Below are 18,441 nucleotides of genomic sequence, written 5' to 3'. Positions count from 1 at the left end.
AACTATTTCATTGCACGCTTACGTATTTCAGTAATTGTGGATGAAACAGATATTTGCTCTTTTCCTGTTACAATTTCAATAAGCACCGGATCGGATCCATGTAAAGCTTGCTCAAAAGCTGTATCAAATTCTTCCAGTGTTGTCACCTTAAAGCCGCTAACACCTAAACTTTCAGCAAAATCTACAAAGGAAACTTCCCCCAAATCTGTTGCCATTACCTTTTCCGGATAATGCATTTCCTGATGCATACGGATCGTACCATACATTTTATTATTAAATACGAGACATATGACAGGTATCTTGTATCTGACTGCCGTTTCCAGTTCCTGGCCTGTCATCATGAAACCTCCATCTCCAGACAGAGAAACAACAGTTTTTTCTGGGAAAGCAAGCTTTGCTCCAAGAGCTGCGGGCATCCCATAACCCATTGCGCCGGATGTCGGTCCTACATAAGTATGTGCCTTTCGAAAAGGGTAAAAGGCATGCAGCCAGCCGGCAAAGTTTCCAGCATCATTTGTCAATAATGCATCTTCAGGGAGTTTTTCTTTTAGTACGGCAATTATATTTTTATTCAGCACTTCTTTCGGCTTTTTTTCTAAACAACTAACTTTCTGAAATGCATTCCTTCGATGTTCAGCCCACTTCTCCCATTTCGTTTCGATCTCTATTACCATAAGTGCTTGTAATGCCTCATTAAGATCTGCCACCACTCCAATTTCAGGTGGGTACACTTTTCCGAGGGTTTGAAAATCTATATCTATGTGTATTAGCTTTTTCTCTGCAGTTATGATGGAATAATCTTGGGTAGTCACTTCTGACAGCCGTGTTCCCAAAGCGACAATGACATCGGCTTCAGCCACAGTGTCAATTACCTCTCTCCCTGTGCCCAATCCTAGATGGCCTACATATAGGTTGTGGTCATTTGGAAATACATCCTGTCGCCGAAAAGCAGCGATAACAGGAAGGGAGTATTTCTCAGCAAACTCTATTAACTTTTCCTCCGTACGCGCCCCCTTCACTCCCCCTCCTGCGATAATAATTGGTCTCTCCGCAGCTTGTAATACACTCTCTATTTGTTTTATTTCCATTTGGGAGGGAGCTGGTTTCGGCAATGGAGCAACTGGACCAAATTGCATTTCAGCTTCTTCCACTAATACATCTTCAGGCAAGGAAACGATCACCGGGCCTGGTCTTCCTGAATGAGCTATTCGAAAGGCTCGCTGTATGATTTCAGGGGTTCTTTCTGCATCTGTCAATTCTACCGACCACTTAGCAATCTCTTGAAAGTAGTTTTCCAGATTAACCTCCTGAAAACCTTCCCTACCTCTGAATTTGCTATGCACCTGCCCTAGAAAAACAACCATTGGCGTTGAGTCTTGGTATGCTGTGTGCACCCCAATAGATAAATTTGCTGCACCGACGCCCCTTGTGGCAAAGACAACTCCAGCCTTTAGCTTGGATTTAGCATACCCCTCTGCCATAAAGGAAGCTCCACCTTCATGCCTTGCAGAGATAACTTGAATGGAAGGTTGGTCATACAACGCATCAAGGACAGGTAAGTAACTTTCCCCAGGGACACAAAACACATTTTCTATCTCTTGTCTTTTCAGGCATTCTACAATTGCTTTTGCTGCATTCATTCTCTTTGTTTCTTTCAAGCCTTGCTCGCCCCCTTTATCTTCCATTCTTTTAAACGAAGAATCACCTCTTCCAACCTCGATTCATCCACAGTTAAAGCAATTCGCACATATCCTTCACCTGATGGACCAAAGGCGGTTCCAGGTGTCAAGATAATCCCCAGTTCTTCCAGCATTCGATCTGCAAACTCCATGGAAGTGTAGCCTGAAGGTACTTGTGCCCAAAGAAAAATGGTACCATTTGGTTTTTCTGTATAAATTCCCAATTCATTTAAAACAGGTTGCAGTTTTTCCATCCTTTTCTCATAAACGGTGTTGTTAGCAGCAACAGTAGAAAAGTCGCTTTTTAAAGCTGCTACTGCTGCTTTTTGAATAGGGATAAATTGACTTGTATCAATATTGCTCTTTAACCTGGCAAGTGCCTGAATAACTTCTTTATTTCCAACCACATAGCCAATTCTCCATCCAGTCATGTTGAAGCTTTTGGATAAAGAACCGAATTCTACAGCATGATTTTTTGCATTTGGAGCCTGCAGGATGCTGGGTGAACGATAATCTCCAAATGTGATAAGGTCGTAGGCCGCATCATTGACTACTAATAGCTCATTTTTTCCAGCAAATGTAATCGCTTCCATAAAAACCGATAAATTTGCTGTGGCAGCTGTTGGATTGCTAGGATAATTTAAGAAAAGCAGCTTGGATTTTTTTGCGTCCATTCTTGATATTTTTTCAAACTGAGGTAAAAATCCATGTTCTTTTTTCAGCGGAAAGTGAATACCTTCCCCTCCTGCCAAATGAACAGCGTTCTGATAAACCGGATAACCTGGGTCGGGAATTAGTACACTGTCTCCAGGATTTATTACAGCTTGAACCAAGTTAGCAATCCCTTCTTTAGATCCAATTAGTGCAAGCACCTCCGTCTCCGGATCCAGTCTTACATTGTATTGTTTTTTATAAAATGAGGCTACTGCTTCTTTAAATTCATCACAACCACTATAAGTGGAGTATCCATGGTTTTCGGGATATTTTGCTTCCTCAACTAACTTTTCATAAACGAATGCTGGTGTAGCTAAGTCAGGTGCTCCTATTCCAAGATCAATCACATCCATACCTTTTTGTTGAAGCTTTTTCTTTTTTGCTTGGAATTCTGAGAATAAATATGGAGGTAAATTCATTACCTTCTCTGAAACAAAACCCATTTCCCATCCCCCTGCATTTCATTTATTAAAACGTTGTTTCACATAACTAATATTAGTATAGACTATTATTTTAAAATTTTCAATATACTGATTAAAACTCGTGCAAATGACCTAGTTACTTTGCTACTGGTTCTTCTGTTATCTCACTTTTAGCCTCAGGTTTCTTTAAAGTAACGAAGAAAATTCCCAATCCTACTAGCACTGTAACCAGACCTACAATTACACTCCCAGAGAAACCAAGCGCCAAGTATCCACCCCCCGTGATTGCTGCTGCAACCATTGCATAAGGAATTTGTGTTGTTACATGGTCAATATGATGACAACTGGATCCTGTAGATGAAAGAATGGTTGTATCAGAAATCGGTGAACAATGGTCTCCAAATACTGCGCCAGCCAAAACAGCTGCCATCATCGGCATAATTAATGTAGGGTCAGTTACAGCGGCAATTTGTCCAGCAATCGGCAACAATATTCCAAATGCTCCCCAGGAAGTACCTGTAGAAAATGCAATAAAACCTGCCATTACGAAAACAATCAATGGAAGTAGAGCAAGATTAAGATTAGCTGCTTCCACAATCCCAGCAAGGTAAGTCCCTGTGCCCAGCTGATCAATTAAAGCAACAATTGCCCATGCAAAAATTAAAATAGTGAAGCCTGGCAGCATAGATTTAGCACCTTCTTTTACACCTTCAACGAACTGCCTCCCTGTCAGCTTCTTAGCACGATAATGCCGACTAAACAATAGAAAAGTAGCTGCTATACCTATAAGTCCACCATAGAAGAGGGCTACTGAAACATCGGCGCTTCCAAAAATATTAATAAGAGTAGCTTCTCCCTCGACCGCACCAAGGCCATTCATGTATATAGCACCAAGTGTCGCCACAAATAAAACTGCGATAGGTAGTATTAAATCGCTAACTCTTCCCATATCACTTTCGGGTAATTTTGACTCTGCATCCAACTTTTCTTTATTTGCCGGATCGAGTACTTCTCCAGTCTCCATCGCACGCTGCTCGTGAATCTTCATTGGGCCGAAGTCTACTTGTTTCAAGGCAATTATCAGAACTACTCCCAGTGCTGCCCATACATAAAAATTCACAGGAATCATTTGTAAAAAGGCACCGAAAGCTGTATGCTCTGTAATCTGTTGTGTTGTAAAAATGGTACCAATAATTCCAATAATATAAGCTCCCCAGCTTGAAATTGGTGCAACAACGCAAATTGGCGCAGCAGTAGAATCAACAATATACGCAAGCTTAGCACGAGATACGCGATGCTTATCCGTCACTGGCTTAGCTATTTGCCCTACCGTTAAGCTGTTAAAATAATCATCCACAAATATAATAATTCCCAGGACCATCGTCATAATTTGCGCACCCGCACGTGTCTTTACTCGTGAAATCATCCAATTCGCAAAAGCCTGCGTTCCACCCATCATACTTACGAACGCAGTAAGTATTCCAAGCATTAATACAAACAATAAAATATAAATGTTCCATGTGTTTAGAGCTCCGTCTGCAATAAAGACCCCTTTAAATGACTCCCATACAAGCATTAGTGATTCCATAACATTAAAACTACCTATAAAGAAAGCTGCAGCAACAATACCTACTCCGAGTGACAGTAAAACTCTTTTTGTGAGTAATACCATAATAATTGCCAATAATGGTGGTACCAAGGACCAAATCGTGTTTTCCACTAAAAAAACCTCCTTTACAATTTATAGATCTTTTACTGAATTGCTGAGCTACTGGTTTTCCAGTTAGGATGAAGTGATGATGCAAGGTTACAGGAAAGGAACCACCCCCTTATTCATTATTTGTAATCGCTTACATATTTAGATTATTTATACTATTCTACTTTATTTCCGAAAAACCTTTTTTATAAGAATATATACTTGAATGTACTCCTAAATACCTGATTTATTTACCATAAACACAATACAACGCAAACATGATATACTAGAAAGAAATTTTCATCACTAGATGTACTTGGAGAGGAAGACACATTATGCAAGAAAAGAAACAAGACCAATGGGCTTCTAAGCTGGGCTTTATTTTATCTTCAGCAGGGGCTGCCATCGGACTCGGAGCAATTTGGAAATTTCCATATATGACTGGGGTCAATGGCGGTGGAGCATTTTTCCTTTTATTTATTGCTTTTACAATTATTATTGGTCTTCCCATTTTAATCGCAGAATTCATTATCGGTCGGGGGGCACAAAAGGAAGCTGTCACTGCCTACAAAAAACTCGCCCCGAAATCAAACTGGAGCTTTATCGGAAAGTGGGGGGTTGCGGGAGCATTTCTGCTCATGTCCTTTTACAGTGTTGTAGGTGGTTGGGTGCTGACCTATAGCGTTTTATCCATACCAGGCTTAATTATTAAAGAAGGGGCAGATTACCCTGCCTTATTTGAAACAATTACTGGCAGCCCACTAATAACTCTGCTTGGGTTTGCATTATTTTTGCTTATTAACGTTATTGTAATATCTTTCGGTATTAAAGACGGAATTGAGAAATCGAGTAAAATTCTCATGCCTTTACTATTTATCTTTTTTATTATTTTGGTCTTCCGTTCATTGACCTTCGAAGGAGCGATGGAAGGTTTACGTTTTTTCCTTCAGCCCGATTTTTCAAAGCTTAATGCATCTAACGTGCTATATGCATTGGGGCAGTCCTTCTTTTCCTTGGCAGTAGGTATTTCTGTTATGGTAACGTACAGCTCTTATTTAAGAAAAGATGTCAGTTTACCTATGTCCGCCGCTTCGGTATCCCTAATGAATATTTTTGTATCCCTCCTTGCAGGATTGGCCATCTTTCCAGTCGTATTTGCTTTTGGATTAGAGCCTGCAGAAGGGCCTGGTCTTTTATTCATTGTGCTACCGGAAGCCTTCGCTCAAATGCCTTTTGGGGAAGTATTTTTAAGCTTATTTCTATTGTTATTTTTATTCGCTGTACTAACTTCTTCCTTTAGCATGCTTGAAATCATCACTTCGGCATTTACAGAAAATAAAAACCGTTCTCGAAAAAAAGTAGCAGCATTTGCAGGAATACTCGTGTTTCTTGCAGGAATCCCTGCAGCTTTATCTTCGAGTAGCTTGGCTAATTTTAAAATCTTCGGACTTACCTTTTTTGATGCGTCTGACTTTCTTGTCAGTAACATCATGTTGCCGGGAGGATGCTTGTTTATCGCTATTTTTATTGGATACAAAATGGAGCATGCTATCATGCAAAAAGAGTTCTCCTATGGGAACCATTTATCACCATCGGTATATAAAATCTGGTTTCAATTAATGCGCTGGTTAGTTCCTGTTACAATTATTGTCGTATTTCTTGGGTCAGTGGGTCTTTTTTAGGGAAGTCTAAAAGTAAAAAATGTTGGAGGTGTTTGTTTGGCCAGAAAGATTGTTGTTATTGGCGGCGTTGGCGGGGGTGCAACCGTCGCTGCCCAACTTCGCAGAGAGGATCTGGAATCAGAGATTATCGTTTTGGATAAAGGAAATCACATTGCTTTTTCTAACTGCGGTATGCCTTATCATATTGGTGGCATGGTGGAAAGTCGTGATGACATACTATACTCAACAGAACAGTTTAGGGAAAAATATAATGTTACCGTACATACCAATACAGAAGTTAAAGCCATTAATCGAAAGACACAACGTATTTCTTATCAATCAGCCACTCTGGGATCTGGAGAGTTAGACTTTGATAAGCTTATTTTGGCTCCAGGTGCTTCTGCGATCATTCCTAATATCGAAGGTTTAAATCCGCAGCGTACATTTCCTTTGCATACCATATATGATATGGATAACATTTCCACTTTCATAGAAACAAATAAACCTCAGTCCGTTGCAATTGTTGGGGCAGGGTTCGTAGGATTAGAAATGGTTGAAAACTTACATGAACTAGGCCTGGAGTGTACGATCATTGACCGCTCTTCACAAGCCATAAAAATTATTGATAAGGATCTTGCTTCCATCGTGGAAAATCAACTAAATGATAAAGGAGTTCATCTCTTACTTGATGATGGACTTGCTTCTTGTTCCAATGATGGTAAAACATTGCATTTAAATAGTGGGCGAAAAGTGGAAGCAGATTTCATCATAATGGCAGTGGGGATCAAACCAAACACCAAGTTGGCAATTGACGCTAAACTACAAATAGGTACCACAGGTGCTATAAAGGTGAATGAATATATGCAAACATCTGACCCGAATATTTATGCTTTGGGAGATGTTGTTGAAGCTCCTGATCTAGTAACAGGGTCCCCGAGACATGTTGCATTAGCATGGCCTGCACACAGGCAGGCATATGTTATCGCCAGCCATTTGACAGGCGCGAGCATTCCATTTAACGGCACACAAGGCTCAGCCATTCTAAAGGTATTTGATCTAACTGTTGGAGCAACTGGGCTTAATAGCCATAAATTAAAAGAACTTGGCATGGCTTTTCAAACTGCTTCATTGGAATCCATGTCCAATGCCAGCTATTACCCTGGTGCTGATAAATTATGGATTAAAGTATTATTTGACGAAGCACATGGACGTATTTACGGGGCTCAAGCGGTTGGTTATGCAGGTGTAGATAAACGACTTGCCGTGTTGGCAACTGCACTGAAGGCAGGCCTTACCGTAGCTGATCTCCCTGAATTAGAGCTTGCTTATGCTCCTCCCTATTCGAGTCCAAAAGATCCAATTAATATATTGGGATACAAGGCAGCAGCAATGTTAAAAAGCCTTTAATCACCCAATTCAAAAACACCTTCACTAAAATAGGTGTTTTTTTACAATAGATAAATCCTAAAAAGACGATTCTAATATATAGTTATCCGATAAATCTCAAAATAGATAAACGAACTAACTTTGTCGGAGTGTAAACTGCCGTTTCGGAAAATACACTTCGCTTTCCGTGGGCAACGCTTCAGCTTCCTCGGAAGAAAACCGCTTCCTGCGGGATCTTCAGCTGTTGCTTTTCCCACAGGAGTCTTCGTGTTTTTCCTTCACTGGTAAGGTGGTTAGATAGCAACCCGCTATTTATGGTTTAAAGCAGCTACAAATTGATTGGAATGGAAGATGGCGACTCCAGCCGGAATAGCATGAGGTGAAGACCCTGGACGGAGCGTAGCGAAGGAAGCGGCTGAAGCCATGCCGGCGGAAAGCGTCCATCTGTAATGGAAATCAATGGGATTATCCACTTTCTAGAGTGGCTTAATGCTTATAAAAGTTTTCTCTAGTTCCCATTGATTGCACGAGATAAGGGTTGTGCCCAACATTTGCACTAGCACCAAAAAGTTTACGCTTCGTATTTAGCATAAGCTACTACTTTCCTAAACGGTTTGTTTCACTAGTCAGCAGCTGTATGAAGCCATGCTTTTATTCTTGTAATTTCTTCTATAAAATAGGCTGTCTCTTCCTCCGTTACATATTTATTTCCATACCTGACATTTTGGTAAATTTTTAATTGGGAGGTATTTAGGTCGAGGCGCTCCAGCCATTCTTCAATTGTTTCATATTCTAACCTCCCATAGCCTTTTGCAGATGCCAGTTCTTCCAGTTCTAATACTTGCTTACGTATTTCGTTATCTACCTTCGTTTCCTTTTTGGAAATACGGCGGATCATTCTGGTTTTTGTGTCCTCCTTTTCTACAGAAGTTTGACTAGCAGAACCTGCTGCTTCAATTACTTCTAGCTTTTTTGACATATATTTCTTTTTCAAAAAGAAAAAAAGTAAGATAATTAATATCACAACAAATATGCTTAATAGCCACCAACTAGAAGATGAATCGGTTATTGCCTGGTCATCCTTATCCTCACTATCAGATCGTGGTATTTCATCAGGCAATTCCATTTTTACGTTATTCGTATTGTTGGAGGTAATCATCTCCCTTATCCCCTCTATTTCCAATGGGCTTACATTAATTAAATAAGCAATTCCCTTAGCAAAAATCATTAATAATTGAGCCACACTACTCCAGAGGAAGCCACTTGCAGGTTGAATCACATCATATAAGAGATAAAATAATATACCACCAATAAGCATGCTTACCATAGTAAAGCTAATGAATCTTATTTGCTGGTAACCGTTCCTGCCAAAAGAAACATTACTGACCATATACCCCGCAATCAACACAATAAGAAACGTCAAAGCTATCCAAATCAGTTGTTCATCATACATCCAATACATATCAAAAATAAAAATAGAGAGCATTACAACCATCAGTACTTTTTGCTGTTTTACATCGGCTTCTTCGTCATGCACAATCTGCCGCCAAACGAGAAATATAGTTAGTAGAATTACCAAAAACGTTGACATTCCATAGACAAACAAAAGTATAGCCAGTAGGGAAATAAACATAATTGCATATAAGCTGAAATTCCTTAGCCATCTTTGAACCATAGCATGCATGAACAAGAAGATGATAATAATAGATAGATATATCCCATAGGAAATGGATGTATTTGTCGCAATAAGTACAGGGTGAAGGAAAAAGTAAAAAAGCAAATACTCCGCAATCAATTGATAATACAGTACAATACTTTCATTTTGCTTTATCATACTTCTCTCCACCTTTTTGTAAAAGCCTAATATGAACCCCAGCCTTTCCATTTTTCACATGAAATATTTGCTTTTGACCCTTTGCCCATTTCTCGTAAAAATAATTAGTGTTTTCTTCTGCTTCTCCAATTAATATAAGCAGGCGAGAACCACTGGTTTGTGAATCCAATATACGATAAATTCTGTGCATCGGTAATAGTGGACCATCATCCTCAAATCTTGCTAAAAATTCCAGAATGCTTTTTAAATGCTCTCGTCCTTCGCCCAATGGCAAATGATATGGTCGATGGTTGAAAGTTGCAGAATTAATATAGATCTCCACGGGAAATCCCTGCTGGATGAGGTACCGACTAATATAAGCTGCTTGAGAGATAAAACGCTCCAGCTGTTCATTATTGTATAAATTACCTAAGGGGCTTATTTTTGCTATATTAATAACAATTGACCAGGAGAGGTTTTTGACCGGCTCTAACTCCTTAGTCTGTAGTGCTTGCTTTCTTGCTGTAGCTTTCCAGTGAATTTTATTAAAGGGATCCGAAGAAATATAGTCCCTTGTTCCCTTGGTTAAAACGGTATCTTCAAATGGCGAAAAACGGCTATGCTGCTCACCAAATATGTCAGAAGAAATTTCTTTTATCCCACTTACAGTTTCTAGCCTGGGATAAACAATAATTTCAGTTTGGTATCTCTCGCAATATTTTAAATAGATTAGCCGGAAGTCAAATAAATGAGGAAATCTAACCTGTATATTTTCCAATCGCGCTGTTCCCCGTTGTCTTGCTTGAAATGGAAAAAGAAACTTCCCTACTTTTTTTCCTCCTAGATAAAAAGAATACTTATACTTATTTTTCCCCATCTGTTTGCGGACTAGATAATTATTGTTTTTTATTTTTTCATTAGAAGAAAATGTAAGTTGCCCATTAAAATATGGAAGTAAAAAGTAATTAGTTAATTTAATCTCCAGTTCTGCTTCTTCTCCTTCGAATAGCCGAACTGTTTGTTTTGGGTTTGTTAGCTTCAAGTCTTGCCCAATTCGCTTGGAATATTGCCACATTAGTAAAATATATATACCGATAAACCCTGCAAGAATAAATGTTAAGGGATTGTTCCAGATCATTCCGCCAATCATAATGGCTATCATTAATGTGACTAAAATTTCGACTGAATTAGCAGATTCTCCTGTATTCTCTATCTTCCATTTCATAAATTTGCCCCTTTACAAGCTGTTATTTTCTATTATCAGTTAATCTTATTGTAGTTTCAATTATTTTTTTAATATTTGGTGTTTAGCCTATGTGATCTTTTGAAGAGCAGGGGAGAGGAATTTCGGTTCTACTGCAACTGTTGGAGTAAAATGCGAACTAGTGTGTGTAAAATCTTCCGCAGAATGAATTAATCGGCTGCAGAGCATAACTATCCGCCGCAGATTTATTTAATCAGCTGCAGAGCAAAAAAATACCACAGTATAAGTATACTGTGGTATTTCCGAAGAGAACTTTTACAATAGTTCTCCTTCAAACTGGTAAATAAGCTTGAAGTTACTTTCATCGAGAAGTTCTGCAACATGGACGCGAACGCCATGTCCAAATACAACTTCATCCTCTGTCATAGCAACAATCATTGATTTCGTATTATTTCTCACGTCCATATAGATATCCCCGACAACTGGTTGAAGAGAATCATCTGACTCTGCTAAATAACTGATAGATTCATCCTCAATTTGTTGAGCTTCCGGGACCAGACTTTTATCATAATATGCAATCTCTTGGCTCGCATCATTTTTCCCCGGAACGAGGACAACATATTCACTATGTTTTACACCATTGTCACGTGTTGTTACAACATTACCATCCTCAACACTTTCTACTTTTTCGATCTCGTTTAGTGAATAATGATCGAGGAAATCCGGTGCAGGCTTAACAATTAATATATAATCGCCAGGCTCAGGTCGTTTATCTTTATCAATGGTATATCGTTTTCCATAAAAAATAAACGTGTCATTATGTTGCGGTCTATACAGATCAATCTCACTTGCACTTGTAAGTATTTGCTGCATATCCTTTAACCGATATAAATGGACTGACTTTTTAAACATTGGTTTAACCGAATATACTTTGTGCAATTCATTTTTATAAAAAACGAATTGTCCTTTTCTAACCTGAAAAAGCTTCATCACGTTACCTCCTATAATGCATTTGTGTCTATTATAACTACAATTTCAAAAAAAGAAACCTATATTCTTAGTTTCCCTTTCTAACTTTTCTTTTAAACCTAAATTATGTTATTAACGAACTTGATCCTCCATATGAACAAAAGGGAGATCTGTATTGACTTCTCCAAGAATCCGTTTCATTCCTACTTGGGTACCTTGTAGCCACTCCTGAAAATTGATAACAACCGGCTCTCGGTCACCACCAAGTGCAAACCATGCTTTCATTTCTTTAGGAAAATATGCAGAAGTATGAATGGTCCCAGACCAATTTTTGTATTGATCCGAAAACACCCCTTTATCCGTATCATTTAGCATACGAAATGCTTTGTAAGCATCTGTAACCTGTCCCTTCTGTTCTTCCATAGCTGTCATCCTTTTATAGGAATCATCCAAATGGTAGCGGTTTTCATCTTTTAATAGTTCAAAATGATTTGTACATACATTGGATGTGCGTACTTCAACGCTACGAGGGGTAGCTTCGACTACAAATGTCTCCCCTTCCCGGTCAAGCAAAATATAGCTAAAAGAATGTCGATGTGGGATTTCCTTTAAAAAGCGAATGGCTTCCCCAACATCTGCGCAAGTCTCCAAGGTCATTCGACCAATCATATTGCAAATAAACCCTTCTCCCGGCTTTTTTCGATGCATAAAATTGTAACCAAGCGCCAGGCCTTTTTCATTCATCCCATCCATTCTGCCAGTGATCCGCTGGGAAGGCCCAATAACTGCGTAACCTTGATCAGTGGGCTGATACAATATATAACGTCCTTCGTATGTCTTTGGGTGGTAATCATAGTTTCGGATCATATAGTTTGTATCCGTGAAAATGGAGCATCCACTTTTAACGTAGTCAAGACGGTAACCGCCAAATTCCTTCAAAACCTTATCCATACTCCATTCAAGCGCATCTTTTAACCCTGTTAATTCATCCCACACACCAGGGGCCCAAGGCATAATAGCATCCTTAACCTCCGCCTCGGAAATAGAAAAACGCGGCCTTCTAATTTTCCACTGTTTATCTCTATTTTTTAATGTAAAAGAGTCCTTTAATAAAAGGCCCTGATGATATCCGAATTCATAATGATTTCCTCGGAACTGAAAAATATCACTATATATTCTTTTCATCGTACATCCCTCATTTATTTGAAAACTATTTACTTTCCAGTTCCTCAACAAGCAAGGATAGTTCTTCCCAACGTTCCATCTTTGTCTCGAGCTCTTCCTCTACAGCCTGCTGTTCCGCAAAAAGGCTTTGTACTTTTTCAGAGTCACTACCAGCAGAGGCGATCTCTTCCTTCAGTAATTCTACCTTGCTCTCCAAATCAGAAATAATATCTTCAATTTCATTCCACTCTTTTTGTTCCATATAAGATAGCTTTTTCTTTTGCTTTTTCGGCTGCTCTTTTAACGGTTTTGGCTTTGCTTTAGTAGACTCTCGCACATGTTGGTCCAAGTATTCACTGTAGTTTCCATAATAGAGTTCAACTTTACCGTCTCCTTTAAAAATTAGCAAGCGATCAACAACCCGATCCAGAAAATAACGATCATGGGAAACGGTAATAACAACTCCAGGGAAATGTTCTAAATAATCCTCCAGAACGCCCAACGTTTGTGTATCCAAATCATTTGTTGGCTCATCAAGGAAGAGTACGTTCGGCTCGCTCATAAGGACTTTCAGCAAATAAAGACGGCGTTTCTCCCCACCGGAGAGCTTACGAATATATGTCCATTGCTCGGCCCTCGAAAATAAGAATCTTTCAAGCATTTGCTCTGCAGTAATCTCATCTCCATCCTGTGTATAAATAACCTCGGCAATTTCCTTAATATAATCGATGATCCGGACACTGCCATCCAGCTCCTCATCCCCTTGTGTATAATAGCCAATTTTGACTGTTTCACCAATATCAAGTTTGCCGCTGTCGGGAGAAATTCGGTTAGCCATTATATTTAATAACGTCGTTTTTCCTGTACCATTTGGGCCAATAATCCCCATTCTTTCTCCAGGCACCACAATGTGACTAAAATTATCGATTAACTTTTTATCGCCATATGATTTTTGAATACCTTCAAGCTCAATTACTCTTTTTCCAAGTCGTGCAGACCCTACTTGGAATTCCGCTTGCTGCTTTTTGGTATCGAAGGTTTTATGCTTCATTTCCTCCACGCGTTCTATTCTGGCTTTTTGCTTGGTGGAACGCGCCTTCGCTCCACGGCGAAGCCATGCAAGCTCTCTGGTAAGGGTATTCTTATGCTTTGCTTCCAAGCTTTTTTCCAAAGCCTCCCGCTCTGCCTTCTTTTCAAGAAAAAGTTCATAATTCCCTTCATAAACATATAAATTTCCCTTATCCAGCTCAAATATACGGTTGGTCACACGGTTAAGAAAATATCTGTCATGCGTTACGAGCAATAATGCTCCTTTATATGTCTGTAGGTATTTTTCCAACCATTCAACAGATTCATTATCCAAATGGTTAGTAGGCTCATCCAAGATGAGTAAATCTGCGGGTTGGATGAGTGACTTTGCTATAGCAACACGTTTTTTTTGGCCACCTGATAATGTGGTAATTTTATTATTAAAAGAAGTAATACCTAATTTTGTTAGAATCGTTTTCGCTGTGGTATTGGCCTCCCAAGCATCTGCCTCGTCCATTTTTTGCTGACAATGAAGAAGGTTTTCCTGTGCTTTTTTACTGGAAGGATCACGTTGCAGCTCCAATAATGCTTGCTCATATGCACGCATTACTTGCATAATGGTGGATTCCCCATAATAGATTTGTTCAATTACTGTTAGTTCAGGATGAAGGACTGGCTCCTGTGCAGCATATTCAATATGGTACTCCTTAGGATGTTTGATAACCCCTTTTTCAGGTGACTCTATTCCGGCAATCGTCTTTAAAAAGGTGGACTTCCCTGTTCCATTCACACCAATAAGCCCTATTCTTTCACGCTCCGTTATGGTGGTGGAAATAGTATCAAACAAGACCTTCTCACCAAATGATTTATATAAATTTTCAATAGTTAGCATAACAAGAAACCTTCCCTTGACTTATAGTCATTCATTTACTTTTTCTTTTCCCAAGTAATGTTCTTAAAATAATTACGACCAAAAATAGTAACCAAGATGTAACAAGATAGAAAATAGCTTTGCTTTGTGCATTCATGTCTGAAAAAAAGAAAGCCATTCCCGTCCAAATCACCGCTGTGATAAGCAGTTGTGTCACTAAAAGTTTAATGATAATCTCCCCCGATAGTGTTTCATACTATATGCTAGTTTACCACAAAAAGACCAAGGAAATCAGCATTTACAATTGCTGTACCTTGGTCGTCGGGAAAAGTTACATTATTTCATTTTTTCAAACTCACTAACCATTTGTTCATAGGTCATAGCCCCATATGCTTTAAACCTGATTTTACCTTGTGTATCGATCATATAGGTGGTTGGAATTGGTTGAATACGATACTTATTGCTTACTTCAGATGCTTCATCCAACAAGACTGGAAATGATACATGATGCTTATCCATGAAATCTACCACATCTTGCTTTTTGGCTTCCGTTTGTGTCAGATTAACCGCAAGAATGACGATTTCCTTTTCATTATAGAAATTTTGCATATCCGGTATTTCTTCTCTACACGGCGGACACCATGTAGCCCAGAAATTTAGCATCACTTTTTTTCCACGATAATCAGATAACTTCACCTTTTCTTCGTCTGTTGTTGTCAATTCAAAATCCGGGGCAGTCTCACCGATTTCTGTTCCTTCCATTGCTTTCTCTGTCTGAGAGGTATGTACCATGGCTGTTTTCTTTTCCATCTGTATAGTCTCAGACGAATTTGGAGCTGAATTTATTAAACCATAACTGTAGTATCCGACCCAGAAGAGGCCTGACAACACGACAACCCATAATACTTTTTTCATGTCCATCCTCCTGCTTCTCCATTACATTTAACGATAGCCTTCCACAAAATAGGACATAACATACTTTTTTACCAGGGATATGGAATTATTTTTGACAATTTTAAAGCTATTTTATAAATCTCGTGTAAATTTTTGTAATGCCTTTTTACTAGTTTGCTTGGTTATATCTTTCCAATGCTTTCTTCTATTAATCTCTTCTTCTAAAAATATACCTTTTCTACCATTTAGTTAGTGACCATTTTCAACTATGATAATAGTAAGACTAGTCTTATTATTAATTAGGAGGAGGAAAAGGATGAAGAAGAAGCTCTGGATTATCGCCACAATTTTTGTACTGGCAATTGGAAGCTTGTTAGCTATGAACGGGGAAGTAACTGGTGCTAAAAAAGGAAAAGATAACAATGCCTACCCGAATAACGGCAAAGTAAAGAATGTGATCGTTATGATCGGTGACGGAATGGGGCCATCCTATCCAACAGCCTATCGTTACATGAAGGATGACCCTTCAACTCCACAGATGGAAAAAACCGTATTCGACAAGCATTTAGTAGGAATGGCAACCACCTATGCAGACGACCCAGAAGAAAATATTACTGACTCAGCAGCTGCTGCGACCTCTATGTCGGCAGGGATAAAAACATATAATGGAGCAATTGCTGTTGATACAAAAAGAAACGAAGTAGAAACCGTCCTTGAAGTTGCCAAGAAAAAAGGAAAATCTACTGGGCTTGTTGCCACATCCCAAATCAACCATGCTACTCCAGCAGCTTTTGGCGCACATGATGAATCTAGAAGAAATTATAATGACATTGCTGATGATTACTTTGATGAAATGATTAATGGAGAACATAAAGTAGATATCATGCTCGGCGGAGGTACAGACTATTTCGACCGGGAAGATAGAGATTTAATAGAGGAATTTGAAGAAGATGGCTATAATTATGTAGATGATAAAGAAGAAATGCTTGAGAACGAAAATGATAAATTACTAGGTTTGTTTGCTCCTGTTGGTCTTCCAAAAGCAATTGACCGGGAAGATAGTCCGTCACTTGAAGAAATGACGACAACAGCTCTTGAACAGCTAAGTAAGAATAAAGATGGCTTCTTCCTCATGGTAGAGGGGAGTCAAATAGACTGGGCTGGGCATGCAAATGATTCTGTCAGTGCTATGAGTGAGATGGAGGACTTTGCTAAAGCATTTGAAACTGTTATTGAATTTGCTATGAAGGATAAACATACACAGGTTGTGTTAACAGCCGACCATTCTACAGGTGGGTTTTCTATTGGTCGTGACGGAGAGTACAATATGAATCCCGAAGCAATTAAAGCAGCTGAACGTACCCCTGAGTTCATGGCAGAAGAGGTAATTGGTGGCGAAGAGGTTGAAGAGGTGTTAGATGAATATGCTGACCTGGACTTTACTGAAGAAGAAATCTCAGCTATCCAGCAAGCAGCAGAAACAGAAGATTTCGATAAGGTCTATGCAGCGATTTCCGAAGTATTCAATGTGCGAGCAGGCATCGGATTTACCACAAGCGGGCATACAGGAGTAGATGTTCCCGTCTACGCATATGGTCCGAAGAGTGAGGTCTTCTCCGGATTAATTGATAACACAGACATCGCCAATGAAGTATTCAACTTTCTTAAATAAGCTTTAAAGCAGACTGCGCAGGTAGTCTGCTTTTTCTTATTATAAGATAAATCCTGGAAAACCATATGTTGGAGAATAGACTTTTATTAGCAGGTTTTGTTTATTTTTTGTTGAATGAAAATATATAGTTTACTTTTTGCTATAATTCTAATAATAAATAAATACAAATTGGAAGGTAGTGGTTTTTTTGCAACTACAAAAAGGAAATGCAAATTGTATTACAGATGTCTCTGGGGTAAAAGTTGGTCATACCACACTTTATGAAAAACGAAGTGAGAAAAAAACAATCTGTACAGGAGTAACAGCAATATTACCACATGAAGGGAATCTTTTTCGTAAAAAAGTAAGAACAGGAAGTGCTGTGATTAACGGATACGGAAAAACAACCGGGCTTGTACAAATAGAAGAACTTGGACTATTGGAATCTCCAATTATGCTGACAAATACATTTAGTGTAGGAGCTGTTTGGCAAGGCACATTAAAATACATGCTCGATTGTACAGATGAAATCGGTGATACAACAAGTTCAATTAATATTGTAGTAGGCGAATGTAATGATAGCTATTTGAATTCGATTCGCGAACAAGCAATCAAACCTAAACATGCAATCAGCGCGTTGGAGAATGCAACGACTAACCCAGTGGAGGAAGGTGATGTCGGAGCAGGTAAGGGAATGGTCTGCTTTGGATATAAAGGAGGCATAGGAACTGCTTCACGAAGGATTACAGATCGTTTAGATACATACACTGTCGGTTGTCTTGTTGTAAGTAATTTTGGTAAAAGAGAACATGCTTTATTTGCAAATCTGGAAAGCAAGCCAATGAATACACCTGATGGCTCCACCATGATGATTATCGCCACGGATGCCCCTTTATATGACAGGCAACTGAGACGACTCGCAAAGCGTTGTGCTGCCGGTCTTGGCAGAGCGGGAAGTCACATTGATAACGGAAGTGGTGATATTGCCATTGCCTTTTCAACTGCCAATCTATACGACCATGAGAGTGATTCTGCTAAGGACACCATTTCCTTCCTGCGTGATGATCACCCTGTCATGAATGATCTGTTTCAAGCAGTGATCGAAACAACAGAGGAAGCAGTAATTCGTTCTTTAATGCAAGCAAAAACGACAGAAGGAAGAAATGGCAGGATAGTCGAAAGAGCTCCTATTTAATATAAATCCATTTTCAGAAGTGGAGATATTCTGCTGGAAAAGTTCAATTATATGTAGAACATTCCTTGAAATCTGACACCATCACAAATCATA

At 39.1% G+C, this 18,441-nt stretch carries 13 protein-coding genes; 4 read left to right on the top strand and 9 right to left on the bottom strand.

What is annotated here, in order from left to right; genetic code table 11:
- Positions 1 to 2: 2 nt before the first annotated feature.
- The 3 genes from X953_RS03580 to X953_RS03570 form a co-directional block, all read right to left on the bottom strand.
- Entirely contained in the window at positions 3 to 1,658 is a 1,656-nt protein-coding gene (locus tag X953_RS03580) for a thiamine pyrophosphate-dependent enzyme (protein ID WP_040954395.1), read from the bottom strand.
- Positions 1,655 to 2,836 (bottom strand): aminotransferase class I/II-fold pyridoxal phosphate-dependent enzyme, encoded by a 1,182-nt coding sequence (locus tag X953_RS03575; protein WP_040954394.1) that lies wholly within the window; start codon positions 2,834 to 2,836, stop codon positions 1,655 to 1,657. The genes X953_RS03580 and X953_RS03575 overlap by 4 nt, the downstream gene beginning before the upstream one ends.
- 115 nt (positions 2,837 to 2,951) lie before the next feature.
- Positions 2,952 to 4,535: a Na+/H+ antiporter NhaC family protein gene (locus X953_RS03570; RefSeq protein WP_040954393.1), complete on the bottom strand. Its 1,584-nt coding sequence runs from the start codon at positions 4,533 to 4,535 to the stop codon at positions 2,952 to 2,954.
- 311 nt (positions 4,536 to 4,846) lie between these two features.
- On the opposite strand from X953_RS03570, the gene X953_RS03565 reads away from it, so the two are divergent.
- Entirely contained in the window at positions 4,847 to 6,193 is a 1,347-nt protein-coding gene (locus X953_RS03565) for a sodium-dependent transporter (RefSeq protein WP_040954392.1), read from the top strand.
- 36 nt (positions 6,194 to 6,229) lie between these two features.
- The gene (locus tag X953_RS03560) at positions 6,230 to 7,579 is read left to right on the top strand and encodes a CoA-disulfide reductase (protein WP_040954391.1); all 1,350 of its coding nucleotides are present in this window, start codon (positions 6,230 to 6,232) and stop codon (positions 7,577 to 7,579) included.
- 601 nt (positions 7,580 to 8,180) lie between these two features.
- On the opposite strand, the gene X953_RS03555 is transcribed toward X953_RS03560, so the two are convergent.
- From X953_RS03555 to X953_RS03530, 6 genes are all read right to left on the bottom strand, one after another.
- The gene (locus X953_RS03555) at positions 8,181 to 9,392 is read right to left on the bottom strand and encodes a hypothetical protein (protein WP_040954390.1); all 1,212 of its coding nucleotides are present in this window, start codon (positions 9,390 to 9,392) and stop codon (positions 8,181 to 8,183) included.
- Positions 9,376 to 10,596 (bottom strand): DUF58 domain-containing protein, encoded by a 1,221-nt coding sequence (locus tag X953_RS03550; protein WP_040954389.1) that lies wholly within the window; start codon positions 10,594 to 10,596, stop codon positions 9,376 to 9,378. The genes X953_RS03555 and X953_RS03550 overlap by 17 nt, the downstream gene beginning before the upstream one ends.
- Before the next feature lie 294 nt (positions 10,597 to 10,890).
- Entirely contained in the window at positions 10,891 to 11,565 is a 675-nt protein-coding gene (locus tag X953_RS03545; protein ID WP_040954388.1) for a hypothetical protein, read from the bottom strand.
- 111 nt (positions 11,566 to 11,676) lie between these two features.
- Positions 11,677 to 12,729, bottom strand: a complete 1,053-nt coding sequence (locus tag X953_RS03540; protein WP_040954387.1) for a C45 family peptidase — start codon at positions 12,727 to 12,729, stop codon at positions 11,677 to 11,679.
- 25 nt (positions 12,730 to 12,754) lie between these two features.
- Positions 12,755 to 14,629, bottom strand: coding sequence for an ABC-F family ATP-binding cassette domain-containing protein (locus X953_RS03535; RefSeq protein WP_040954386.1), 1,875 nt, complete (start codon positions 14,627 to 14,629; stop codon positions 12,755 to 12,757).
- 315 nt (positions 14,630 to 14,944) lie between these two features.
- Entirely contained in the window at positions 14,945 to 15,523 is a 579-nt protein-coding gene (locus X953_RS03530) for a peroxiredoxin (RefSeq protein ID WP_040954385.1), read from the bottom strand.
- 247 nt (positions 15,524 to 15,770) lie between these two features.
- On the opposite strand from X953_RS03530, the gene X953_RS03525 reads away from it, so the two are divergent.
- Together X953_RS03525 and X953_RS03520 are read left to right on the top strand one after the other, a co-directional pair.
- Positions 15,771 to 17,174: an alkaline phosphatase gene (locus X953_RS03525; protein WP_052350028.1), complete on the top strand. Its 1,404-nt coding sequence runs from the start codon at positions 15,771 to 15,773 to the stop codon at positions 17,172 to 17,174.
- A gap of 187 nt (positions 17,175 to 17,361) precedes the next feature.
- Entirely contained in the window at positions 17,362 to 18,348 is a 987-nt protein-coding gene (locus X953_RS03520; RefSeq protein WP_084715606.1) for a P1 family peptidase, read from the top strand.
- Positions 18,349 to 18,441: the final 93 nt, after the last annotated feature.

Source organism: Virgibacillus sp. SK37 (assembly GCF_000725285.1).
GTDB lineage: Bacteria > Bacillota > Bacilli > Bacillales > Amphibacillaceae > Virgibacillus_Q.
This window is presented reverse-complemented; position numbering and strand designations above follow the sequence as displayed.